At 76.4% G+C, this 24,309-nt stretch carries 11 protein-coding genes and 1 pseudogene; 3 read left to right on the top strand and 9 right to left on the bottom strand.

What is annotated here, in order from left to right; genetic code table 11:
• Positions 1–169: 169 nt before the first annotated feature.
• Together AB0G84_RS18515 and lysX are read left to right on the top strand one after the other, a co-directional pair.
• On the top strand, positions 170–1,072 hold the full coding sequence (locus AB0G84_RS18515; RefSeq protein ID WP_361321387.1) for an Ig-like domain-containing protein: 903 nt from the start codon (positions 170–172) through the stop codon (positions 1,070–1,072).
• Between the two features lie 26 nt (positions 1,073–1,098).
• On the top strand, positions 1,099–4,416 hold the full coding sequence (gene lysX / locus AB0G84_RS18510) for a bifunctional lysylphosphatidylglycerol synthetase/lysine--tRNA ligase LysX (RefSeq protein WP_361321385.1): 3,318 nt from the start codon (positions 1,099–1,101) through the stop codon (positions 4,414–4,416).
• Positions 4,417–4,608: 192 nt separating this feature from the next.
• Here lysX and AB0G84_RS18505 read toward each other — a convergent pair whose 3' ends face one another.
• From AB0G84_RS18505 to AB0G84_RS18465, 9 genes and pseudogenes are all read right to left on the bottom strand, one after another.
• Complete coding sequence (locus AB0G84_RS18505; RefSeq protein WP_361321383.1) at positions 4,609–5,559, bottom strand: galactokinase; 951 nt, start codon at positions 5,557–5,559, stop codon at positions 4,609–4,611.
• A complete protein-coding gene (locus AB0G84_RS18500; RefSeq protein WP_361321381.1) occupies positions 5,556–7,439 on the bottom strand; it encodes a class I SAM-dependent methyltransferase in 1,884 nt (627 codons plus the stop codon). The genes AB0G84_RS18505 and AB0G84_RS18500 overlap by 4 nt, the downstream gene beginning before the upstream one ends.
• A gap of 5 nt (positions 7,440–7,444) precedes the next feature.
• Entirely contained in the window at positions 7,445–8,689 is a 1,245-nt protein-coding gene (locus tag AB0G84_RS18495; protein ID WP_361321379.1) for a nucleotide disphospho-sugar-binding domain-containing protein, read from the bottom strand.
• Entirely contained in the window at positions 8,686–9,492 is an 807-nt protein-coding gene (locus tag AB0G84_RS18490) for an alpha/beta fold hydrolase (RefSeq protein WP_361321377.1), read from the bottom strand. Before AB0G84_RS18490 ends, AB0G84_RS18495 begins: the two co-directional genes overlap by 4 nt.
• A 7-nt stretch (positions 9,493–9,499) precedes the next feature.
• Entirely contained in the window at positions 9,500–9,817 is a 318-nt protein-coding gene (locus AB0G84_RS18485; protein WP_361321375.1) for a phosphopantetheine-binding protein, read from the bottom strand.
• Complete coding sequence (locus AB0G84_RS18480; RefSeq protein ID WP_361321373.1) at positions 9,807–14,552, bottom strand: beta-ketoacyl synthase N-terminal-like domain-containing protein; 4,746 nt, start codon at positions 14,550–14,552, stop codon at positions 9,807–9,809. Before AB0G84_RS18480 ends, AB0G84_RS18485 begins: the two co-directional genes overlap by 11 nt.
• Positions 14,545–21,648, bottom strand: coding sequence for an SDR family NAD(P)-dependent oxidoreductase (locus tag AB0G84_RS18475; RefSeq protein ID WP_361321371.1), 7,104 nt, complete (start codon positions 21,646–21,648; stop codon positions 14,545–14,547). The genes AB0G84_RS18480 and AB0G84_RS18475 overlap by 8 nt, the downstream gene beginning before the upstream one ends.
• Positions 21,649–22,089: 441 nt before the next feature.
• Positions 22,090–22,310: pseudogene (locus AB0G84_RS18470) on the bottom strand (hydroxyacid dehydrogenase); the annotation flags it as partial.
• 117 nt (positions 22,311–22,427) lie between these two features.
• Positions 22,428–23,654, bottom strand: coding sequence for a S1 family peptidase (locus AB0G84_RS18465; RefSeq protein ID WP_361321369.1), 1,227 nt, complete (start codon positions 23,652–23,654; stop codon positions 22,428–22,430).
• 103 nt (positions 23,655–23,757) lie between these two features.
• On the opposite strand from AB0G84_RS18465, the gene AB0G84_RS18460 reads away from it, so the two are divergent.
• On the top strand, positions 23,758–24,309 hold the full coding sequence (locus AB0G84_RS18460; RefSeq protein ID WP_361321367.1) for a cell wall hydrolase: 552 nt from the start codon (positions 23,758–23,760) through the stop codon (positions 24,307–24,309).

Raw genomic sequence — 24,309 nt, 5'->3', positions numbered from 1 at the left:
TCCGGTTCGAGGCCCACTGCTCCATCCGGGTGATCACTACCGGTCACCAACACAGGCCAACGGGATCGCGTGGCGTGGATCACATCACCCCCCGCAACGGTCGATGGCGTTTGACCGTCTTAGCGGCCGGCATCCGGCTCCCCGGTGCCTCCCCTAACGAAAGCCCCCGATGAGCCAGACCCCTCGCCCCCGCCGCCGGCCGGCCCGGCCGCGGTGTGCCGCACTCGCCCTGGTCCCCGTGATCGGCGCCGGTGCGCTCACCGGCTGCGCGGGTACCGCGGAGCCGGCGGCCGAGGGCGATGCGGTGAAGGTGATGCTGGGCGCGGCGAGCGGGGCCCGGAGCGTCCAGGCCGGCGACCTGCTGAAGCTCACCGCGCGGGGTGGCGTGCTCACCGAGGTGCGGGTGACCGACCCCAGGGGACGAGGGCTGCCCGGCAGGCTGGGGAGCGGCGGGCGGGTCTGGACCTCCGGCACGCGGGCCGCTCCGGCCACCAAGTACTCCATCGTCGTCCGGACGAGGAGTGCCCAGGGCGACCCGGGCGCCACCAAGGAGTCGCTGACCACGGCGAGCGCCGAGAAGCTCAACACCCTGGCGATCGGCCCCGGCCGGCCGGGCGCCGGGCGGGGGGCGGACCGTCCGGTCGCGGTCACCTTCGACTTCCCGGTGACCGACCGGGAGGCCGTGGAGCGGCGCCTGAGCGTCACCGGTGACGTCCCGGCGGCGGGGTCGTGGAGGTGGAGCAAGGACGCGAGCGGCCGGGACCGGGCCGACTGGCAGCCCGCCTCCCCGCCGGAGCCGGGCACCATGATCACGCTGCGGGCGGAGCTCAACGGGGTGGACTCCGGCGGCGGCCGTTACTTCGCGAAGGACTATGACCTGAACTTCACCATCGGCCGGACTTGCACCGACTCGGATGCGACGCGGGTTTGTGGCAAGGTCCACGTGGGTGACCCCGTCGAGATCGCCGCGTCCCCCGTGCGAGGGAAGGACGATACGACCATCGGGGTCGGAGACGGGAACGTCGTCCGGTCCCCTCAGCAGCAAAACAGCGCACCCGCGCCGAGCAGCTGAACCCCTTCAGAGCCTAGTGTGACGGAATGAGCACCGTGCAGGACCAGGATCAACTCACGGGGTGGCGGCGCTTCCGGCGCCGCGTCCCGAATGGCTTCGCCATCATCTTCAGCGTACTCGGGCTGTTCTGCGCCCTGACGGCGCTGATCGGCCCCCTCCGGCGCGGGCTCCATCCAGTGATCTACTGGCTGGACACGCTCACGATCCCGGTGGCGCCGAACTTCGCCTATGCGGCGTTCCTCTTCCTTCTGGGCGCGGCGATGACCGCCCGCAAACGCGTCGCCCTGTGGTTCGTCGTGGCGTACATGGTGCTGGTCACCCTGGCGGACGCGCTGTTCCTGGCCGCGGGGTACTGGGAATTCGCCTTCTCCCTGGTGCTGTGCACCGGTGCGCTGGTGCTGCTGCTGGTCTCGCACCGAGAGTTCTATGCGATCACCCGGCGGGGCGCCTTCCTGCGGGCCATCGGCGTGCTGGTCGCCGGGCTCGCGGTGGCGGCGCTGTTCGGCTGGGGGCTGGTGACGCTGGCGCCGGGCACCCTGGAGGCCGGCGGTGGTAACCGCCTGCTGTACGCCGCCAACCGCGTCTGCGGCGGGCTGGTCACCGGCCGGCTGGTCGAGGGGCATCCGCCGCACTGGACCAGCACGGTCCTCGGTCTGCTCGGTGCGCTGGCGCTGCTGAACGCCGCCGCCACGCTGTTTCGTTCGCAGCGCATGGAGGCCGCGCTGCACGGCGACGAGGAGTCCCGGATCCGGGCGCTGCTGGACCGCTACGGCAGCCAGGACTCGCTGGGGTACTTCGCCACCCGCCGCGACAAGGCGGTGGTCTTCTCCCCCAGCGGCAAGGCCGCCGTCACCTACCGGGTGGAGGCCGGCGTCTGCCTGGCCAGTGGTGACCCGGTCGGTGACCGGGAGGCGTGGACGCAGGCCATCGAGGCCTGGTTGGAGGTCGCCGGACGGTACGGCTGGCAGCCGGCCGTGATGGGCGCCAGCGAGAGCGGTGCCAAGGCGTTCGCCCGCAGCGGCCTGGGGGCGCTGCAGCTCGGCGACGAGGCGATCCTGCATGTGAAGGACTTCAACCTGGACGGCCGGGAGATGCGGGTCACCCGCCAGGCCGTCAACCGTGTGGAGCGGACCGGCGCCACCTTCCGCGTCCGGCGCCACTCCGCGCTGACCGACGAGGAGATGCAGGAGGTCATCCACCGGGCGGACGCCTGGCGGGACACCGAGACCGAGCGCGGCTTCTCGATGGCGCTGGACCGGCTCGGCGACCCGGAGGACGGGGAGTGCCTGCTCGCCGAGGCGTTCGACGGCGACGGCAAGATGATCGCGCTGCTGTCGTTCGTCCCGTGGGGCAAGGACGGCATCTCGCTCGATGTGATGCGCCGCGACCGCACCGCGCCCAACGGCGTGATGGAGTTCATGGTGGCGCGGCTGTGCGCCCAGGCCGGGTCCCTCGGGGTGCGGCGGATCTCGCTGAACTTCGCGGTGTTCCGCTCCGTCTTCGAGGAGGGCGCCCGGATCGGCGCCGGCCCGGTGCTGAAGGTCTGGCGCCGGATGCTGCTGTTCTTCTCCAAGTGGTGGCAGCTGGAGGCGCTCTACCGCTCCAACGCCAAGTACGACCCCGAGTGGTACCCGCGGTTCCTGTGCTACGCCGATGCCGGTGCGCTGGCCCGGATCGGTCTGGCCTCCGGCATCGCCGAGGGCTACGTCGCCGTGCCGAGCCTGGGCAAGCTGTGGGGCAAGGGGCACAAGAAGCGGCTGCTGGCCCCGGCGAGCACCGCCGGGCTGCCGTCGCTGGACGAGCTCGGCCTGGTGCAGGCGGAGCCGGCCACTGCGGAGGAGCTGCGCGAGCAGGAGCTGGCCGCACTGCCCGAGCAGGTGCGGGTGCGGCACCGCAAGCTGGACCGGCTGCGCGAGGAAGGCACCGACCCGTACCCGGTGGGCATCCAGCGGTCGCACACCCTCGGCCAGGTCCGCGAGGCCCACCCGGACCTGGCGCCCGGCGTGCGCACCGGCAAGACCGCCCGCATCGCCGGGCGGGTGCTGCTCACCCGCGACCACGGTGGGGTGCTCTTCGCGGTGCTGCGGGACTGGTCGGCCGATCTGCAGATCGCGCTCACCCGGGACGGCAGCGGCAAGGAGCTGCTGGAGCGCTTCGGCACGGACATCGACCTCGGCGACCACGTCGAGGCCGAGGGCGAGGTCGGCACCAGCGACCGCGGTGAGCTGACGGTGTTCGTCACCCAGTGGCGGCTGACGGCCAAGTGCCTGCGCCCGCTGCCGGACAAGCGGCGCGGCCTGTCCGACCCGGAGGCGAAGGTCCGCCAGCGCTATGTGGACCTGGTCGTCTCGCCGGACGCGCGGGAGACCGTACGGGCCCGCAGCACGGCGGTGCAGGCGCTGCGCCAGGGGCTGATCGAGCGCGGCTACCTCGAGGTCGAGACGCCGATGCTCCAGCAGATCCACGGCGGCGCCAACGCCCGGCCGTTCCACACCCACATCAACGCCTACGACCTCGATCTGTACCTGCGGATCGCGCCGGAGCTGTACCTCAAGCGGCTGTGCGTGGGCGGTATGGAGAAGGTCTTCGAGATGGGGCGGACCTTCCGCAACGAGGGCATCTCCTACAAGCACAACCCCGAGTTCACGATGTTGGAGGCCTACCAGGCGTTCGCCGACTACGACGTGATGCTGGACCTGACGCGGGAGCTGATCCAGGACGCCGCGATCGCCGCGTTCGGCAGCGCCACCGCCCGTAAGGCGGACCGCAACGGGAAGCTCGTCGAGCACGACATCTCGGGGATCTGGCCGGTCAAGACCGTCTACGGGGCGCTCTCCGAGGCACTCGGCGAGGAGGTCGACGCGGACACCGCGCCGGACCGGCTGCGCCGGCTGTGCGAGGCCTCGGCCGTGCCGGTGAAGCCGGAGATGAGCCGCGGCGACATCGTGCTGGAGATGTACGAGCGGCTGGTGGAGGAGCGGACCCAGCTACCCACCTTCTACAAGGACTTCCCCACCGACGTCTCGCCGCTGACCCGTCAGCACCGGCGCGACCCGCGGCTCGCCGAGCGCTGGGACCTGGTGGCCTTCGGCACCGAACTCGGCACCGCGTACTCGGAGCTGACCGACCCGGTCGAGCAGCGCCGACGGCTCACCGCGCAGTCGCTGCTGGCGGCCGGCGGCAACCCGGAGGCGATGGAGCTCGACGAGGACTTCCTGCAGGCCCTCGAGTACGCCATGCCGCCGACCGGTGGTCTGGGCATCGGCGTGGACCGGCTGGTGATGTTCCTGACCGGTCTGTCGATCCGCGAGACGCTGCCGTTCCCGCTGGTCCGGCGGCGCTGACGGCGGCCGGACGGACCGGCCCGCCCGCCGGATCCGGGCGCCATGGCGGAGGCCACCCCCTGCACAGGGCGGTGGCCTCCGCCTTTCGCGCTCCGTTCTGCTCCGTTCTGCTCCGTTCTGCTTCGTTCGCGCTCCAGCCCGCAGTCCGTCCGGCGCGGCGGTTCCCCGTCGGCGGCGGGGCGGGGCGGGGCGTCAGTGCTCGCGGTGAGCCGCGTCCCCGGCGGCGATCCGCACGCAGCGCGGTACCGGCAGCGCGGCCCGGGTGAAGGCGTCGGCCACCGCGGCGCGCACCGCGGCGCGCCGCTCCCGGGGCATCAGCAGCAGCAGACCGCGGCCGGGACGCCGGGCGGGCCACCAGGCGGACCAGGCGCCGGCGCGCAGCGCCTCGCTGAGGGCCAGGGCGGTGGCGACTCCGCCGGCCGCGGTGTCCGGGTGCGGGGGCGGGCCGGCGGGGGCGCGCAGGGTCAGCAACAGCAGACCGGGGTCCGCGCCGCTGCGGTCGCCCCGCAGCGGACGGTGGGTGCCGCCGTCGACTGCGAGGAGGTGGCCGGCTCGGGCGAAGAGCACGGCCCGGCGCAGGGCGTCGTCACCGGGCACCGCGGCGCCGAGCAACCGAGCCAGCCGGGCGCGGGGCACCGGTGCGCCGCCCCGGTGGGCGTGCAGGTCGGCGACGGCCAGGGCGGCGGCGCACTCCAGCGGTTCGGCGACCGGCAACCCCGCCTCGTCCGGCAGCGCGGCGTTGACCTGAAGGTCGGCGCCGCCGCGGCCGACGCCGGCGGCGGCCAGGGCGCGCAGCGCGGCGTACGGGCGGGCCGCCCAGCCGGGGGCGCGGGCGGCGGGGCCGAGGAGCGGCAGTGCGGCGCTCTCGGCCGGGTGGTTGAGCGAGCCGCAGCGCAGCATCCCGTCGGTGCGCGGGGCGACGGCCGCGCCGGTGTGCCGGTCGGCCGCCGCGACCCAGTCGGTGCCCGGCACGATCCCGGTGAGCGCCGGGGACCGGGGGACGGCGTGCGCGCCCAGGTGGAAGGCGTAGGGGGCCCGCCAGACCGTCTCGGGCGGGCGGCCGTACGCCGCGGCGAAGCCGTGCGCGAGCAGGCGCTGGAGGGGGTCAGCGGTGGGGCGCCGGGCGAGGTCGGCGGCGGTCATCCCAGCTCCTTGCGGGCGAGCAGCCGGTAGGCGTTGCCGCCGTCGGTGGCCCGGACGAGGGCGTTGCGCACGCCGTCCAGGGCGAGGGCGGTGGCGTAGCAGGGCATCGCCGCCAGGTGGACGGCGGCCCGGGCGGCGCGGCGGGCGGGGGTCGCGGGGACGGTGGCCCAGGGGGCGCCCGGGTCGGGGGCGATCCGGTTCGCGGTGAGGGCGACGGCACCGAGGAAGTCGTTGGACTGGTGGGCCGCGCCGTGCTGCACCGCCAGGACGGTGAACCCCCGTGCGGCCAGGGCCTGTTCGAGGTTGCCGAGCGGCATGAGGTGCTGGTGCTGGGGCTGGAACCAGGGCAGCCAGTGCGGGCCGAGCAGCCGGGCGATCCGGGCCTCGGGGTCGGGGAGTTCGATCAGCAGGTGGCCGCCGGGGGCGAGGACCTTGACGGCCGCGTCGAGTTCGGCGAACGGGTCCCGGGTGTGTTCGAGGTAGTGGTGCATGCTGACCGTGTCGTAGCGGCCGGCGAGCCGGTCGGCCAGCTCGGGGAACTGGCCCCGATACCCGGTGGTGATCCACCCTTTGCGCTCGGCCTGGTGGACCCCTTCGCCCATGTCCAGTCCGTCGAAGCGGGTGTCGGGCCATACCGCGCGGGCGGCGTTGCAGAAGTGTCCGGCGGCGGTTCCGACGTCGAGCCAGTTCCTGGGCGTGGTGAAGGGGGTGAGCAGTTCGGCGCGGCCCCGGTAGGTGCTGTTCATCCGGCCGAGGACCAGGACGGCGCCCTCGGCGCCGAGGCCGTCGTAGAAGTCGCGGTAGTAGAAGTCCAGGCCCTGCGGGGTGAGGCGGGGGTTTTGGAAGACGTGGCCGCACTGCCGGCACTCCTCCAGGGTGAAGCGGCCCGGCTTGCGTTGCAGCAGGTCGGGCACGTGGACGCGGACGGTGAGGTCCACCGCGCCGCACCAGGGGCAGTCCGGGCGGCGGGGTTCGAAGAACCGGTCGGTGCCGGCGGCGAGTTCGGCGGCGTAGGCGGCGCGGCGGGCCGTGGCGGTGGGGTCCGCCGCCGACGTGCCGGCGGCCGTGGCCGGGCCGGGGGGTGGTGGTGCGCCGAGGGTGTGCAGGGCGCCGGTCAGGGCCCGCAGCGGACGCGCCGCGGTGGCGCGCGGCAGGTCGGCGGGGCGCAGACGGCCGTTCGACGCGAGGACCAGGGCGGGCTGTAGCCAGTAGAGGGCGACCACGGCGGCTCCCCAACGTGGCGTGGCATGCGCGCACTTGGCCAGCCACAGCAGGCCGGCGAGCTGCGCCGCGGACAGCAGGGCCGGTGGCAGGCCCCGGGCGCGGAGCTCCTCGGCGTGCCGTGCGGGGTCGGCGGGGGGCGTGGTCAGGCCGGGGGCGATGACCCAGCCGGTGCTGGTGGGGGCGTACTCCTTCAGGGTGCCGAGCAGGGTGAGGAGTTCGGCGACGGAGCGGGGCGGGGTGTGGGTGCCGAGCCCGGCGCGCCGGTGCACCTCGTCGGCCACCAGCAGGGCCCGGCCCGCGCCGTGTCCCGGTGCGCAGCGGTCCGCGCGGTGGGCCTCGGGGTCGAGCAGCCGGAGCAGGCCGAGGGCGCCGGCGGCGTCCAGGCGCTCCGGGATCAGGTCGAGGACGTGCAGCCCTTCCTGTACGGCGTGGGCGGTCGCGGCGCGCAGCGTCGCCTCGTCGGCCGTCACGCCGGGCGCGGTGATCAGGTGCCAGCCCGGGGCCACCGGACGTGCGGGGTCGTACGGCCCGGGCGGGGCCAGGACGGGCAGTGCGGCGAGCCGGCGGCGGGCGCGGACGGTGCCCGCCGCCAGGGCCACCGCCGTGGCGGCGGCCAGTCCCCGGATGACCGGTCCCGAGCGGTGCGCTGGTGCCATCTGCGTCACGGTCCCTTCACGGTCGCGCTGTCGGTGGGGGTGCGGGGGTGCGGACGGGCGGGCCCGGGCGGCAGCTTCTCCAGGCGGTCGGCCGCCGCGGCGGCTCCGCCGGCCGCGGCGAAGGAGGCCTGGATGCGGCGGGCGGCGGTGCGGTGGGCCGGGTCGTCCAGTACGGCGGTGAGCGCCTGCCGCAGCTCGTCGGTGCGGGGCCGGGTGAAGCGCACCCGGACACCGGCGCCGGCGTCGGCGACCTGGCGGGCCACGACCGGCTGGTCGTCCCGGACCGGCGCCACGACCAGCGGCAGCCCGTGGGCGAGGGCCTCGCACACGGTGTTGTGGCCGCCGTGGCACAGCACGGCGTCGAGGTGCGGCAACAGCCGGAGCTGGGGGACGTACTCCTGGTGCAGCACCTGCGGCGGCACGGCCGGGACGAGGTCGGCGGGGGCGGCCAGGATCAGTTGCACCCGGTCCGCGAGGGCGTCCGCGGCGCGCAGCACGGCCGGGTAGAACGCGGCGCCCGCCTCGCGGTTGAGGGTGCCCAGGGAGACCAGGACGCGGGCCCGCCCGGGGTCCAGGCGGCGCCAGGGGAAGTCGCCGGCCGGGGGGCGGGCGCCGAAGGCGGGCCCGACGAGGGCGAGCGGGGCCCGGCCGGCGGTGCCGGCGGATGCCGGGACGGTGGCGTCGCCCATGAGCTCCGGTGTGGAGAAGAGCAGGATCAGGTGTGGCGAGAAGCGCGGGTCCCAGCCGGCCGGTGCGCCGCAGTCGGCGAGCAGCCCGGCGAGGCGCTCACCGACCCACTCCCCCACCTTGGGGACGCCGTCGAAGGGCCGGTAGAACTCCGCGGAGGTGGTGGCGGAGGTGGCCCACGGCAGGCCGTGCCGGCGGGCCACCAGGGGTCCGGCGAGGGCCTGTTGGTCGGCCACCACCACATCGGGGGCGAAGGACGTGACGGCCCGGTCCACCCCGGGCAGCATGGCGTGCGCGAGCGGGATGAGGGCCTCGGCCCACAGGAAGCGCAGGGCGGCGAGGCCCCGCAGGCCGGGCCGCCGCTCGTGCAGCGCCGCGGTGCCGCCGGGCACGTCGGGGTCTCCCGCCGGGTGGAGCGCTGCCCCGGCGGGGAGCAGGGGGGCGAGGGCGGCGGCCGGGCCGGTCCAGGCGACCTGGTGGCCGCGGGCGGTGAGTTCGGCGGCGACGGCGAGGGTGGGGTTGACGTGCCCGGCCAGCGGCGGGACGACGAAGAGGAACCTCATCCGGCCACCGCCCCGGCCGTGGCGGACAGCCGCGGCAGGACGGCGGCGCACAGTCCGGCGGTGGCCTCGGTGAGCACGGTGTGTCCGATGCCGGGCAGGACGCGCAGCGCACAGTCCGGCGCAGCCTCCGCCAACTCCCGTGCCCCGTTGAGGAGTTCGGAGTGTGCGCCGTAGACGGCGAGGACCGGGCAGCGCAGCCGGGCGAAGTCGCCGGCGGTGAAGGCGCCGCCGGCCGCGATGTCCTCGATGAGGGTGGTGTGGTTGAGCAGGGCGTCGGCCGCGGCGGCCGTCCTGGCCTCCTTGCGCCGGCCGAGCGCGCCGAGCTGCCCGGCCAGCCGACCGTGTTCGAGGCCGAGGGCGGCGACGGAGAGGGTGTCGGCCATGGCCTCGGGCCAGTCGCCGGTCAGCTGGGCGTCGATCAGGACGAGTGAGGCGACGAGTTCGGGCCGGACCAGCGCGGTGTGCAGGGCGAGCACGCCGCCGTAGCTGTTGCCGATCAGGTGGACCGGGCCGCGGTCGAGCCCGAGGGCGGTGAGCAGCGCGGTGAGGTCGGCCACCGCGGTGTCCCGGTCGTAGCCGGCGGGCGGGCGTTCGCTGCGGCCGTGTCCGCGCTGGTCGTAGAGGAGCACCTGGTGCCCGGCGCGGGCGAGCGGGCCGGCGAGGGTGCAGTAGAAGCTCGACAGGTTGTCCATCACCAGCCCGTGCAGGAGGACGACGGCGGGTCCGCCGGGCCGGGGGCCGGCGCCCCGGCCCGGCAGCAGCTGGGTGTGCAGGCGCACTCCGCCTGCCGGTGTCAGGGCCATGGCGCGGTCAGCCCGCGCAGGCCCGGTCGGTGGCGGTGACCCGGTCGATGTACCCGGCGAGTTCGCCGACCGTCAGGGCCAGGATCTGGTCGAGGTCCCGCTCCGCGAGGAGGCCGAGGAAGTCCACCGCGGTGCCGTAGCGCTGCTGGAGCAGCTCGGCCAGGGCGACGAACTCGATGCTCTCCAGGGCCAGATCGTCGTTGAGGGTGGTCTCCGCGGTGATCTCGCAGGCGATCAGGATCTCCTCGCCGGCCACCTGCACCAGCATGTCGGTGATCTCGTCCAGGAGGGTCCGGATGCGCGCGGGGGGCGGGTCAGCTGCCATGGGTGGCCTCCGTGGGGATGGGGGTGTCGGTGCCCGCAGGGTCCTCGGGCGGCGGCCCGGTCCAGGCCACGACGTGGTGCGCGGACCGGTCGTGGACGGAGTCGAGGTGGACGAGGTGGGTGTGCTGGCCGCCCCGGCCGTCGGCGGCGGTCGCGCGCAGCGCACCGCCGGGCGCGGGGGTGACGGTCCACTCCTCGGGGCGGGCCCCGGGGCCCTCGGGGTGCGCCCGCGCGGCGGCCTCCTTGGCGCACCACAGCGCGGTCAGGTACGCCGGGCCGCCGCTGCCGTCCGCCTCCCAGGCGAACGGGCCGTCAAGGAGCGGGCCGTCGGGGAGCGGGCCGTCGGGGAGCGGGCCATCGGCGAGGCGGCGTTCGGCCGGGGTGAGGGCGAGCCGGGCGAGCGCCCGCGGGTCGTCGGTGACGGTGGCGACGGCGATGCCGGCGGGGCCACCGCGGCGGGCCAGCGCCACCGCGATCCGGTCGCCGTGGGCGAGCGCGAGGCGGACGCCGGTGGCGCGCGGGCCCTCGGACCGGGGACGGCCCTGCCGGTCGTCGCCGAGGGGGACCTCGGCGGGGAAGACGGGGCCGGCGCCCTCGTCCCACAGCAGCTCGCGCACCGCGTCCTTGGCGGCGATCCGGCCCAGCAGCCACGCCGTACGGTCGTGCGGGGCGCACTGTGCGAAGGCGGCGCGCTCGGCCGCGCCCAGGTAGCGGCGCATCACCAGCTCCTGGGAGGCCGGGTCGGTCCAGCGGCGCCGGGCCAGGCACCAGCCGCCGGGCCGGGGTTCGCCGATACCGCACACCTCGGGGGTGAACTTCATCGGCCAGACCCGCTCGTCGGCGCCGAAGCGCCGGTAGGTCCAGCCCTCCAGCCGGGCCCGGACGCCGCCGTCGGGGCCGCACAGTTCCACCTCGCCGCGCACCGAGCCGGGCCGTACCTCGCGGATCCGGGCGGTGGCCGCGAGCAGCGTGCCCTCGGGGGGCGGGGGTCCGTAGAGCCGCACCCGGTCCAGGGTCGCCGGGAAGACCAGCCGGTCGCTGGTGAGGTGCAGCTGCATCCAGTGGCCCAGGAGCTGACCTGCGGCATCGAGCAGGGCGCCGGGCGCGGGCAGGGCGCGCAGGGTTCCGCGGATGCCGTCGGCGGCGACCTCGGCGACCTCGTGGACGCCGGCGAAGGCCGGGCCGTGGAACATCCACCGGTCCCGGTAGAGGGCCCGGGCGCTGACCGGTGCGGGGCCGGGGGACGTGAGCGGGGCGGGGTCGGGCGGGGGCGGGGCGGGGTGCTGGGCGGCGAGGTGGACGGTGACGGTGGCGTGGTCGCCGAGGTCCACCCGGATACGGCCGGGTCCGGTGGGGGTGGTGGTGATCGTGAGGTCGACGGGCGGGGCGACCGGCAGCCAGCGCAGCGCCCGGACGTCGGACCAGCCGGTGACGGCGTGTCCGGGTTCGGCCTGGCACGCCGCGTCGGCGGCCAGCTCCAACAGCGTGGTCATGGGGACGACGGGGAAGCGGTCGGCGGGCTCGGGCCAGTCGTCGGGCTGGAGGTAGACGCAGTGGTCGCGGACGAAGGGGAGGGTGTCGAGGGAGAGCCGGCGGACGGTGCGGCGGGGGCCGGGCCGGGGCGCGGCAGGGCGGGACGTAGCGAGGCGGGCCGTGGCCTGGTGGGGCGCGCCGGGCCGGGCCGCGGCGGCGCCGGCGACGGCGCGGCTCGCGGCGGCGGTGTCGGCGAGCACGGCGTCCAGGGCCCGGCAGACGGGGTCTTCGGGCGACGGATGGCCGGCCGGGAGCGGACCGGGGGCCGGGAGGACGGGCGTTGAGTGACCGGCGGCCGAGTGGTCGGGAGTCGGGTGATCGGGAGTCGGGTGGCCTGGATCCGAGGGGCCGGGAGCTGAGTGACCGGTGTCCGGGTGGCCGCGCGTCGGGTGCCCGGGAGCGGGGTGGCCGACAGCTGGGTGACCGGCCGCCGGCGCGGGCGGCCGGGCGGCCGGCGCAGTGTCGCCGAGGCGGACGAGCGGGGAGCCGAGGTCGAGCCGGACCACCGGGCCGGCCGGCGCGACGGACGCCGCTGCGGGCGGCACGGCGGAGCCTGCGGCGGGCGGCAGCAACCGGTCCCAGCGGAGGTCGAGCCCCTCGGTCCAGAGGGCCCCGGCGAGCCGGCGCAGGGCGGTCAGGTGGTCGGGGCGGTGATCGGCCGCCGCGACGGCCAGGTGCTCCTGCCCGTGCAGGGTGTCGCCCACGAAGCCGGTGAGGCTGCCGGCCCCGGCCTGGACGAAGGCCCGGACCCCGGCGTCGTACAGCCGCCTGGTCAGCTGCTGGAAGCGCACCGGCTCCAGGAGGTGACGCACGATCAGTCGCCGGACCGCTGCCGGGTCTGCGGGGAAGGGCGCGGCGGTGGTGGCCGACCACACCGGGACGTCCGGCGCCCGCAGCGGGAGCGCCTCGAAGGCCGCGCCGACCTGGTCGAGGTAGGGCGCCCACATCGGCGTGTGGAAGCCGGACCGGAACGGCATCTCCTGGGCCCGGACCCCCGCTGCGGCCAGCCGCCGCAGCGCCACGGCCAGCTGACCGGGGTCACCGCAGAGCACCGACTGGTGCGGGCAATTGTCGTGGCTGACCGCGAGCCGGTCCAGGCCGTCCAGGGCCGCGGACGCCTGCTCGGCGCCGCAGCCGAGGGCGGCGTAGACCAGGTCGGGTACGGCCAGTGAGGCCGGCCGCAGGGTGTCGAGGAAGGTGTCGACGGCCTCGGGCGGATACATCCCGGCGACCACCATGGCGGTCCACTCACCGAGGCTGTGTCCCGTCAACAGGTCCGGTTTCAGGCCGAGTTCGGTCAACGCGCGAAAGAGGAACCGGCCGGCGGTGAGCGCGTCGACGGCGCGTTCGACGAGGCCGCTGCCGCCGGAGAGGCGTGGGCGGGGCAGCGCAAGGTGGTCGGCGATGCCGTCCATACGGGGCGCCGACTCCGCCTCCAGGCCGGGGAAGACGACGGCCAGCCGCGCGGCCGACCCCTCGGCGTACCGCCCGAAGAGGGGTCGCGGGGTGAACCACAGGTCCCCGCGCCCGCGCCAGGGCAGCCCCCGGGCGAGGACCTTGGCGGCCAGGGCGCGGCGCTGCGGGGTGGCGTCGATCAGGGCCAGCCGGCAGGGTCCGGCGTCGGGCGCGGCGACCGGGGCGGGGGCGGACCCAGGCAACCGGTCCAGCGCAGCGGCGAGTTCGTCGGGGGTGGCCGCGGCCAGCAGGACGGTGCGCTCCGGCGCGGTCACCCGGGGCGGGGGCGGCGCGGACGGGCTCCGCCCGGGCGCCTCCTCCAGCACCGCATGCGCGTTGATCCCGCCGAAGCCAAAGGCGTTGACCCCCGCCCGCCGGGGGTGCGGCCCGGCGTCCCAGGGTTCGGCTCCGGTCAGCGGGCGCATCCGGGTGTCCGCCAGCGCCCGGTGCGGATCGTCCAGGTGCAGCGTGGGCGGCAGGGTGCGGTGGTGCAGGGCGAGCGCCGCCTTGATCAGTCCGGCGATGCCAGCGGCCTGCATGGTGTGGCCCAGCATCGACTTCACCGAACCCAGGCCGACCCGGGTCCGACCCGGCCCGCCCGGCCCGAACACCTTTGCCAGTGTGGCCAGTTCGGCCGCGTCACCGACCGGGGTTCCGGTGCCGTGCGCCTCCAGCAGCCCGAGTGCCGCCGGGTGTGCGGGGTCGAGTCCGGCACCGTGCCAGGCCTGCTCCAGTGCCCTTACCTGCCCGTCCACCTGAGGGCTCATCAGGCCCGCGGTGCGGCCGTCCCCGGCCACCCCCACCCCTCTGATGACCGCGTACACCCGGTCCCCGGCGCGCTCGGCGTCGGCCAGCCGCTTGAGCAGCACCACGCCGGTGCCCTCGGAGAGCAGGGTGCCGTCGGCCCGGCGGTCGAAGGGGCGGATGGACTCGGTGGGGCTGAGGGCGCGGAGCTGGGTGAAGACGCTCCACAGGGTGGCGATATGGCAGTGGTGGACGGCCCCGGCGGCGACCAGGTCGCAGCGGCCGGCGGCAAGCAGGTCGACGGCGGCCTCCACGGCCAGCAGGGAGGAGGCGCAGGCCGCGTCGAGGGTGTAGGCGGGGCCGCGGAAGTCCAGCCGGTTGGCGGTGCGGGCGGCGGTGAAGCTGGGAACCAGGCCGATCGCGGCCTCCGGCTGCTCGGGGCCGAGCCGCGCCTGGAACGCCTCCCGTACGGCCGCGATCCGCGCCTCGTCCCACTCGGGGGCGACCTCGCGCAGGGTGGCGGCGAGTTGGTGGGCGGTGCGGACCCGCTGGTCGAGCCGGGCGGTGGCCACGCCCATGAAGCCGCCGCGGCCGAGGACCACCCCGATCCGGGAGCGGTCGGCGGGCAGCCGTTCCTGGCCGCCGGCGTCGGCGACGGCCTCGGCGATGGCGCGCAGCGCCAGCAGCTGGTCGGGCTCGGCTCCGGCGACGGCGGCGGGCATGATGCCGAACCGGGCGGGGTCGAAGTCGGCCGGCTCGTCCAGGAACCCGCCGCGCCGGCAGTAGAAGCGGTCGCTGCGCGCGGGGCCTTCGGCGCCCCGGGGGTCGTAGTAGACCTCCGGGTCCCAGCGGCCCGGCGGCACCTCGGAGAGGCAGTCGGTGCCGGCCGCCAGGTTGCGCCAGTACGCGCCGAGGTCGGCGGCGCCGGGGAAGACCGCGCCCATCCCGACGATCGCGGCGTCGGTGGGCCGGGGCCCGGACCGGCCCGCGCCGGTCTCACTCATCCGCCGTCTCCCCGTGCGCGGCGTGCCGGTCCACGGCCCGTCCGTCCGCCACGTGACCGCTCATGGCCCACCCGTCCACCGGTGGCCCGTCCGGGGCCGGCCCGCCCGCCTCGTGCCCGTCCGCGGCGGCCGCCAGGACGACCTGTGGCGCGGCGCCGTGGGCCAGTTCGTCGAGGAGCGCGGCGACCGCAGCGTCGGGGTCGAGGAGCGGGATGCCGCGGCGGGCGTAGGCGCGTTCCAGCTCGGGGGTGACCATGCCGCCACCGGTGGCGGCCCACGGCCCCCAGTCGACGGCGAGCACCCGGCGTCCGGTCCGGGCCGCCCAGGTGTGCGCCAGGGTGTCCAGGGCGTCGTTGGCGGCGGCGTAGTCGGCCTGCCCCCGGTTGCCGAAGACCCCGGCCACGCTGCCGAAGAGGACCACGAACCCGGTGTCATCGCCGGCCGCGGCGAGCAGATGGCGGGCGCCGTCGGCCTTGGCGGCGAAGACCCGGGCGAACGACGCCGGGTCCTTGTCCCGCAGCAGCTTGTCCTCCAGGGTGCCCGCGCCGTGCACGATGCCGTCGAGGCGGCCGTGCCGGTCCCTGATGTCCCGGGCCACGGCGCCCACCGCGGCGGCGTCGGTGACATCGACCGGGTGGTACCGGACGGAGGCGGCGAGCGGCTCCAGGGCTGCCAGCGTCGCGGCGATCTCCCGCCGGGCCAGCACCGCGGTGGCCGCCGCCTCGATCTCCGCCGGCCGGCGCAGCCCCTTGGCGATCAGCGCGGCGCGCAGGGCGATCCGGTCGTGGGCGTGGGCGAGTTCCGGGTCCTCGGGTGCCTCGGGCAGCGGGGTGCGGCCGAGGAGTTCGAGGTGGCAGCCGTGGGCGCGGGCCAGGGCCAGGGCGGTGCGGGCGGTGATGCCGCGGGCGCCGCCGGTGAGCAGGACCACGGAGTGCGGGCCGAGCGGGGTCCGGGCCGGTCCCGTCGGGCCGGTGGGCAGCGGGGTGCGGACGGTGCGCAGGGTGGTGCGGGTGCCGTTGGTGCGGCCCACGACGACGGGTTCGCCGGGGGCGCACAGTTCGGCGAGGAGGTGACCGGCGATGCGCTCGGGGCGGTCCTTGGGGTCGATGTCGACGCTGCGGATCAGGGCGTCGGGGTGTTCGAGCGCCGCGGTACGGGCGAAGCCGCGCAGGCCGGCGCCCGGCAGCGGATCGGGGGCGTCCTCGGCGGTGTCCCGCCCGAAGGTGCCCCCGGCGGCGGTGGCCAGCAGCAGCCAGCGGGCCCCGCCGGTCAGCGCGGTACGCAGTCCGGCGTACTGCCCGGGCAGGACGGGGCCGCGGTCGGTGCGCAGCGCGCTGAGGTCCACCACGCCCTCCGCGGTGGTGTCCACCAGCCGCTCGGCGGGGATGGTACGGACCCGTGCGCCATGGCTCTCCAGCAGTGCGGTGAGCGCCACCGCCACGCCCTGGCCGTCCTCCACCACGACGAAGTCATGGCCCGCCACCACCTCTCCGGGCGGCCGGCTATCGGGCGCGCCGATCCGGGCAACCTCGACGAGGTAGCGGGCCGGGGGCCGCCCGGGAGCGGAGCCGGCGGACCGCGGCGGGCCCACAGGGGTCACCGGCACGGCCTCCGCAACGGGCTCCGGAACGGCCTGCGGGGCGGGTTCCCGAACGGACCGTGCCGCGGGCTCGGGAACGGTGTGCGGTGCGGGCTCCGCAACGGGCAGCGGCGCGGGCTCCGGCTCCGGCCGGCCGGCGGTGATCCAGTCGACGATGCCGCTGATGGTCTTGACCCGGGAGAGCTGTTCCACCGCCGACTCCATGGCCCCGTCGGCGTCCTGCGACAGCCCGATCCGGTCGGCCAGGGCGCCGATGATCTCCACCCGCTTGATGGAGTCCACCGAGAGGTCGGCCTCCAGATCGAGCCCGGCGTCCAGCATCTCTCGGGGGTAGCCGGTCCGGGTGTGGATGATCTCCCGTACGGCTTCCAGGAGTTGATCATTCGTCAGGTGAGGAGGGTCGCCGGCCAGCTCAGCCGCGGCAGCGTCGCTCCCGGCGTCTTGCTGCACCGCGGCCGGTGCGGCGTACTGCGGCAGGGCCGGTTCCGGGACGGCTAGAGGGGCGTTCAGGGGGTCGGTCAGAGGAGCGGTCACGGGAGCGGCCGGGAGTACCGTCAGCTCCCCCGGAGCGACCGCCGCCTCCCCCAAGTACCGCAGGACCACGTCCCGCTGGGCGGCCACCAGTTCGCGTGCTCCGTGCAGGTACGCCAGCACCGCGTCGTGCCGTGCGGAGTCCCCGGCCCCGGTGGCCGCCCCGTCCGGTGCCGGGACCGCCACCCGCCGGGCCGGCCGCAGCCCGCCCGGCAGGAAGGCGCCGTCGGCGGTGCGCACCAGATGGCCGTCCACCAGCCACCCCGGGCGGCGCGGCGCGGCCGGGGGCAGCGGTGCGGTACGGCCGCGGAACAGCGGCTCGGGGTCGACCGGGACGCCGGCCGCGGCCAGCCGGGCCAGCAGGTGCAGCAGCCGGGCGAGGCCGGATGCGCCCGGTGCGTCCAGGGCGACAGCGGTGTGCGGGCGCTCGCCGAGGATGCGGCCGACGAGGCCGGTGAGCACCCGGCCGGGGCCGGCCTCCACGAAGGTGCGCGCCCCGGCGGCGTACATGTCCTCGATCTGTGCCACGAAGCGCACCGGTGCGGCGACCTGACCGGCCAGGGTCTCGCGCAGGGCGGCCGGATCGGGGCCGTAGCGGCGGGCGGTGGCACCGGACCAGACCGGCAGGGCGGGGGCGGACACCGGGATGCCGGCGAGTTCGGCGGCCAGTTCCCGGCCGGCCGCGGCGAGGCGGGGGCTGTGGAAGGCGCAGGCGACCGGCAGCCGTTGCACATCGACACCGGCCGCACGGAGCACCCGCTCGGCGGTGGCCACCGCGTCCGTGGGGCCGGCCAGCACGCTCTGCTCGGGCGCGTTGTGGTTGGCCACCACCACCTGCGGCGTGTCGTGGAGCAGCGCCCGCACCCGGTCGGGTGCGGCGGCCACCGCGGCCATCGTCCCGGGATCGTCGCCGGCCGCCCCGAGGATGGCTTCGGCACGCCGGGCGCTGAGCCTGAACAGCGCCTCGGTGTCGTAGACACCCGCGGCCCACAGCGCGGTCAACTCGCCGTAGGAGTGGCCCGCGGTGCAGTCGGGGCGGACGCCGAGGGTGGTGAGCAGCCGGTGGGCGGCGGTGGAGGCCAGGCCGAGGGCGGGCTGGGCGGTGCGGGTGTCGGTGAGGGCGGCCCGCTGGGCGGCCCGCTCTTCGGGGGTGAAGGCGGCGGGCGGGAACATCGCCTCGACCCAGCGCGGGTCGGCGTCGTCCAGGATGCCGCGCAGGGCGGGGAAGGCGAGGAACAACTCGCCCAGCATGCCGGTGCGCTGGCTGCCCTGGCCGGGGAAGAGGAAGGCGATCCGGCCCGGGTCGGCCCCCTCCTGCCGTACGTGGACGCCGTCGGCGGTGGCGAACCGCCGGGCCGCGTCCAGCTTGCCGGCGAGGTCGTCGAGGTCCTCGGCGACGACGCAGACCTGGACCGGGCCGTCGGTGGCGGCGGTCTCGGCGGCGAGGTCGCGCAGCGGCCAGGGCCGTCCGGCGGCGTCGTTCTCCGCCAGCCGTGCGGTGAGGCGCTCGATCGCCCGCAGGGCGGCGGGGCGGTCGGCGCCCCGGAAGCAGAACAGCTCGGCGGGCCACTCCTCCAGGGCATGGGTCGGCTCGGGGGCGTCGGCGTAACCTGCCAGCACCGCGTGGTAGTTGGTGCCGCCGAAGCCGAAGGCGCTCACCCCGGCGATGCGCCGGCCGGAGGGGACCGCCCAGGGCCGGGCGGTGCCGGTCTCGAAGCGGAACGGCCCGGAGTCCGCTACCGGCCGGCTCAGATGCAGGGTCGGCGGCCGAACCCCGGCGTGCACGGCGCGGGCCGCCTTGATGAGGCCGGCCAGGCCGGCGGCGCACTTGGTGTGGCCGATCTGCGATTTGACCGAGCCCAGGGTGCAGCTGTGGGGCACGGCCCCGGCCTCCTCGAACAGCTCGGTCAGGACGGCGAGTTCGGTGGCGTCGCCGACGGCTGTGCCGGTGCCGTGCGCCTCGACCAGCCCGACCTGTGCGGGGCTGATCCCGGCCCGCCGGTAGGCGCGTTCCAGCGCCCGCCGCTGGCCCTCGGGGCGGGGCGCGGTCAGGCCGAGGGAGCGGCCGTCGCTGGAGCTGCCGACCGCCTTGACGACCGCGTAGATCCGGTCGCCGTCCCGCTCGGCGTCCGCGAGGCGCTTGAGGACCAGGCAGCCGACGCCCTCGCCCAGCGCGATCCCGTCGGCGGCGGCGTCGAAGGGGCGGCAGCGGCCGGTGGGCGACAGGGCCCGGACGGAGGCGAACATCAGGTAGTCGTTGATGCCGTTGTGCACATCGGCGCCGCCGCACAGCGCCATATCGGCGTCATGGTCTCGCAGTTGACGGCACGCCAGGTCTAGCGCGGCGAGCGAGGAGGCGCAGGCGGCGTCGACCGTGCAGTTGGCGCCGCCGAGGTCGAGGCGGCCGGCGATCCGTCCGGCGATGACGTTGGCGAGCACGCCCGGGAAGGAGTCCTCGGTCAGCCGGGGCAGTTCGGCGTCCAGCGCGGGCGGCAGGTCGCCGAGGTAGCCGGGGTGCAGGGCGCGCAGGCCGTAGGCGCCGGCCAGTTCGGTGCCGGCCTCGGCGCCGAAGACGACGCTGGTGCGGGCCCGGTCGAAGGCGCGGTCGGCGTAACCGGCGTCCGCCAGGGCCTTCGCGGCGGCGTCGAGGGCGAGCAACTGCACCGGTTCGATGCCGGTGAGCGAGGCCGGGGGGATGCCGTGGGCGAGGGCGTCGAAGGGGAGGGCGGGCAGGAAGCCGCCCCAGCGGGAGGGGGTGCGTTCGCCGGCCCGCGCGGGGTCCGGGTCGTGATAGGTGGCGGCGTCCCAGCGCGCGGCGGGCACCTCGGTGACGGAGTCGACGCCGGTGAGGACGTTGGACCAGTAGCGAGCGGTGTCGGGTGCGCCCGGGTAGCAGCAGGCCATCCCGACGATGGCGATGTCCAGCGGTTCCGGGGCGGGTTCGGGCCGCTCCGCGGCCGGCCGGAAGCGCTCCGCGCGGGCCTGGAGCAGGGCGGTCGCCCCCTCGGTCACCTCGGCGTGCAGGGCGGCGACGGTGGTGGTGGCCCGGCGCAGGGTGGCGGCCTGGCCCATCATGAACAGGCCCTGCTCCCGCTGCTCGTGCTCCCCCACCGGTGCCGGGTGCCCTTCGTCGGTGTGCCGCAGGCCCTTGCTGGCGATCCGCAGCCGCCCGAGGTTGCGGCGCTCCAGCTCCTCCCAGCGGGCTCGCGGGTCGGTACCGGCGTCCGCGAGGCGCCGCTCGGCCGCCGCGAAGTCGTCGGTGTAGGGGGTCTCGGCGCAGCGGGTGGCGTGGCCGGGCGCGGTGCGCAGCAGGACGGTGCGGTCGCAGGCGAGCGCGGTGTGCTGGAAGCCAGGCAGCACCGCACCGGTGGCGACGGCCTCCTCGGTGAAGAGGTAGGCGGTGCCCATCAGGACGCCGATGCGGGCGCCGCGTTCGGCGAGCGGGGCGGCGGCGGCCGCCGCCATGGCGGCCGAGCGGGCGTCGTGGATGCCACCGGCGAAGAGCACGTCGAGGTCGCCGGCCACCGCGCCGTCCCGCTCCCGGTCGTGGGTGAGCAGCCGCTCGATCTGCTCCTCCCACAGCGGGAAGCTGGCCCGCGGCCCGGTGTGGCCGCCGCACTCCTGGCCCTCGAAGACGAATCTGCGGGCCCCTTCGGCGAGGTAGCGCTCCAGCAGGCCGGGCGAGGGCACATGGAGGTAGGTGCGGGTGCCGGCGGCTTCGAGGGGCGCGGCCTGGGCCGGTCGGCCGCCGGCGATCAGGGCGTGGGAGGGGGCGAACTCGGCGACCGCGGCGAGCTGTTCCCGGCGTAACTCCGGCGGGACGAAGCCGAGCAGGCCGACGCCCCAGGGCCGGTCGCCGAGCCGTTCGGCGGTCTCGGCCAGGAGGCGGCGCACCTGCGCGCCGTCCATGACGGCGAGGGCGAGAAAGGGCAGGCCGCCCTCGGCGGCCACCGCGGCGGCGAAGTCCGCGGTGTCGCTGACCCGGGTCATCGGCCCCTGGGCGACCGGGAGCGGCCCGTCGCCGGGGCGGGGCGCGAGCGGGCGGAGGCGGGCGGCGGCGGCGAGGTGGTCGGTGACGGCGGCCCGTACGGCCTGGACGATGCCTCCGGTGGTGCGGTGCCGGGCGGCGAGGCGGGCGGCGAAGGCGGCGTCCTGGCCGAGGGGCAGCGGCCGGTCCGGCAGGTCCGGGCGGAGCAGGACCCGGCGGCCGTCGAGCAGCACCGGCTCGCTGCCGTCCAGGGCGCGGAGCGCGGTGGCGAGCGCGCGGGGCAGCCGGTCCACGCCCTCGGTGGTCAGCGCGAGCTGGGCGTCCAGCAGCACCCCGGCGGCTCCCCCGGCGACGGCCGCGGCGGCGGTGTGTGGGCCGATCCCGCCGGCGGCGAGGACCGGAACGGTGATCCGGGGGTCGGCCAGCAGGCGCTGCAGCAGCACACAGGTGGTGAGGTCGCCGACCCGGCCGCCGGACTCCTGGCCGCGGGCGACCAGTGCGGTGGCTCCGGCGGTCACCGCCGCGGCGGCCTCCTCGGGGCTGGTGATCTCGGCCCAGACGCGGCGCCGGCCGCCGTCGGACCAGTCGGCCGGCCGGAGCGCGACAAACCGGGGCGCGGTGGGCGGTGGCGCGGTGCCGGCGGCGGGGTCGGCGAGCAGCACGGTGTCGACCGCGTCCGGGAGGTCGTCGGGGGTGAGCGGGCAGCCGACCGGCACCCGTACGCCGTGCGGCCGGCGCAGTTGCCGCCCGAGCCGGGCGAGTGCCGCGCGTGCCGGGCCGGCCTCCCGCCCGAGGTCCAGCAGGCCCAGTGCGCCGGCGCGTTCGGCCGCCGCCACGATCCGGTCGTCGGGCTCCTCGAACGGGGAGAGCGCGATGACCAGATCACGCGGTGCGCCGACTGCGGGGCCGGCGGGCGGCGGGCCGGAAGGGGAGGTTTCGGGAAAGGGCGTACCGGCGGACGGGGGCCAGGGGACCACGGGCGCTCCTTGTACTGCGTGGGGGACGGACACGCTTTCCACTGCCACCTGCGGTAACCAGCAGTAGCCCGCTGATGTCGCGTTGCATCGTGGAGGCACCCCCTTGCACTGTCAACGCACCTGCACCAGGCGGCAGTCGATTGCGCCAAGGTCACCGAGGACCGGTCCCCGCCCCCTCGTGCGGCCGGATTCCCGTCCCACCTGCGCGGCCGTACCGGCGGCCCGCTCCCCGACGGTGGGCACCGTCCCGGCCCGGTTCCCCGGCGGTACGGCGTGGCGCAGGCCGGGCGGCGGAGCGGGACTCGCCGCCGGGAGCTGGCGAACCGTCAGAATCACCGGGCGCGGCCGGTGCCCGGCGGCGCAGGAGCGGTACGGCTGGCCAAAACCCGCTCCGCGGCGCGGCCGCCCGAGGCCACTGACGGCCGGCCCGCCCCACGGGCCTCACCCCACCCGCACCACCTCCGGGTTGGCGCAGTGCACCGGCGGCTCACCGCGCAGATGACGGCCGACCTCCGCGGCGACGGCCCGGGCGGCCTGGTGGGCGACCTGTCGGCTGCCGCCGGCGATGTGCGGGGCGGGGAGGACGGTCCCGGGGCGGTCAGCAGACGGGAGCCGGCGGGCAGCGGCTCCTCGGGGAGGACGTCGAAGCCGGCGCCGGCCAGGGCGGCCGGTACCGAGGTGACGGTGGTGCCGGCCCGCTGACCCGGTGGGCCGGGAGCGGTGCGCGCCGGGCCGCCGCGTCCCACCGGCCGTGGCGTCCGGACCTGCCGGGGCCTCCGTCAGGGGCTGCCCGTCTTCAGCCGCAGGTTCCACCGGGCCAGCGCCTCGCCGACCGGCTGGAAGATGGTGATGGTGTCACCGCCGAAGTTGCCGCAGGTGGCCGCGCCACCGCCGGAGTGCACCCCGACGGCCATGGGGGCGTTGGGCTGGGTGACGTACGATCCGCCCGAATCCCCGGGCGCCGAGCAGGCGTTGGTGTACGAGAGGCCGTCGATGACGACGTTGCCGTAGTCCACGGTCTGGTCGGCGCGGGTGATCTCCCCGCAGTGCCAGCCACTGGACTGTCCGGAGTGGCAGATGGACATGCCGGTCAGGCCCTCCTGCGTGCCGGTGACGGTCACCGGCGCGCCGCCCTGGCCCGCCACGGTCGCGCTGAGCAGCCAGTCCGGCTGGTCGACGGCGACCAGCCCGTAGTCGCCCGCCCGCCCGTTGACGCTGCGCAGCCCGCCCTGGTTGGAGATCCCCATGGGGGTGCCGTCCTTGCCGTACGCGACCTGGTCCGGGGTGCGGGTGCAGTGACCGGCCGTCAGGAAGCCCTGGAAGTCGTGCGGGCCGGTCACCGAGAAGCCGACCGAACAGATGCCCTCGGTACCGGGCATCCAGCGCTCCCCGCCCACCACCGTGCCACCCTGCTGGCGCGGCGACTGGGTGCTGCGCTCGACGGTGACCGGGACCCGCGCCCGGCGCCCCAGGTCCCGCGCTGCCCGCTCGAAGGCATCGGTGCGGGCGGTGCGCCGGGTGCGGTCGATCCGGATCAGCACGCCGTTGGCGCGCTCGTCCACCCCCCAGCCGGTCACCCCCGGCACGCCCCTGCCGATCCGCCGGTTGAGCCGGCGGACGAGTGCGTCGAGCACCGCGCGGCTGTGCCGGACCGTCCTGGGCACCGCGCCGAGGGTCCGGACCCGTTGGGCGTCGTCCCGTCCGGTCACCGCGACGACCAGCTTCCCGCTCCCCTTGTCGAACCACATCCCGGCCGGCGGAGCGGCCAGCGCCCGGCGCACCGCGATCGCCGCCCGCTGCGCCTCGGCCTCCTGCGCCAGCCGGGTACGCACCTGCGCGGCGGTCAGTCCGAGGTCCCGGCGCATCGCGTCGAGCATCCCGCGCGGCGAGGGCTTCGGCGTCGGCCCGGGCTGCGGGACGGCGCGCGCCGCGCTGAGCGGTCCGGCGGCCGCCATCACGGCGACGGTCACGCCCCAGAGAGCGGCGTTGCGAATGCGGCGTTCCATCGGGGATCTCCTCGCGGTGTCGAGTGCACGTCGGATCCGGTCCGTCGAGCGTGCGCGACACCGCGGCGGGCGGCACGAGGGAGCTGCTCTGCATCATGGGGGCATGAACCACCAGCCCGGATCCCAAGTCCCCGCCGTGCACGGCCCGATAGCCCTCGGGCAACTCCCGGCGGCACTGCGCAAGGTGACCTACTCGGGTGCCCGCCATCCGGGAGCGGGGACACCTGAATGTCCGTCATACGGGCTGGACGGAGACGCCGGTGCCGCCAGTGGCGCCGCTCCGGACGCCTCCGGCCCGTTCGCCGACCTGGTCGGAGGTGCCAACTGCCAGCGCTACGCCTACGCCGTCCTGCGCCACTTCGGCCTGCGGGTGCCGCCGCTGCGCTCGGCGGAGCTGTGGGCGGACGACCGGGCGAGCGCGCGGGCCGACCGGCCGCGCCCGCTGGACCTGGCGCTGTTCGACGGCGGACCGGTCGCCGGCCGGCCCGAGGGGTACGGCGCGCATGTGGGCGTCCACCTGGGCCCGGACCGGGTGCTCCACCTGTGCCGGGAGGTCGGGCGGCCCGTCGTGTGGCGCTATCGGGACTTCGCGGCGCGCCCGCGCTATGCGCGACTGCTGGGCTTCAAACGGGCGGTGCACCGGACGGAAGGGTGA

The sequence above is a fragment of the Streptomyces sp. NPDC020742 genome (assembly GCF_040641675.1).
Classification (GTDB): Bacteria; Actinomycetota; Actinomycetes; order Streptomycetales; family Streptomycetaceae; genus Streptomyces.
Note: the sequence above shows the minus strand (reverse complement) of the source record. Positions and strands in the feature narration are given on the sequence as shown.

Excerpts from the sequence above, each read along its gene's own strand:
- AB0G84_RS18515 (WP_361321387.1), top strand. The coding sequence starts at position 170 with ATGAGCCAGACCCCTCGCCCCCGCCGCCGGCCGGCCCGGCCGCGGTGT.
- lysX (WP_361321385.1), top strand. The coding sequence starts at position 1,099 with ATGAGCACCGTGCAGGACCAGGATCAACTCACGGGGTGGCGGCGCTTC.
- AB0G84_RS18505 (WP_361321383.1), bottom strand. The coding sequence starts at position 5,559 with ATGACCGCCGCCGACCTCGCCCGGCGCCCCACCGCTGACCCCCTCCAG.
- AB0G84_RS18500 (WP_361321381.1), bottom strand. The coding sequence starts at position 7,439 with ATGGCACCAGCGCACCGCTCGGGACCGGTCATCCGGGGACTGGCCGCC.
- AB0G84_RS18495 (WP_361321379.1), bottom strand. The coding sequence starts at position 8,689 with ATGAGGTTCCTCTTCGTCGTCCCGCCGCTGGCCGGGCACGTCAACCCC.
- AB0G84_RS18490 (WP_361321377.1), bottom strand. The coding sequence starts at position 9,492 with ATGGCCCTGACACCGGCAGGCGGAGTGCGCCTGCACACCCAGCTGCTG.
- AB0G84_RS18485 (WP_361321375.1), bottom strand. The coding sequence starts at position 9,817 with ATGGCAGCTGACCCGCCCCCCGCGCGCATCCGGACCCTCCTGGACGAG.
- AB0G84_RS18480 (WP_361321373.1), bottom strand. The coding sequence starts at position 14,552 with ATGAGTGAGACCGGCGCGGGCCGGTCCGGGCCCCGGCCCACCGACGCC.
- AB0G84_RS18465 (WP_361321369.1), bottom strand. The coding sequence starts at position 23,654 with ATGGAACGCCGCATTCGCAACGCCGCTCTCTGGGGCGTGACCGTCGCC.
- AB0G84_RS18460 (WP_361321367.1), top strand. The coding sequence starts at position 23,758 with ATGAACCACCAGCCCGGATCCCAAGTCCCCGCCGTGCACGGCCCGATA.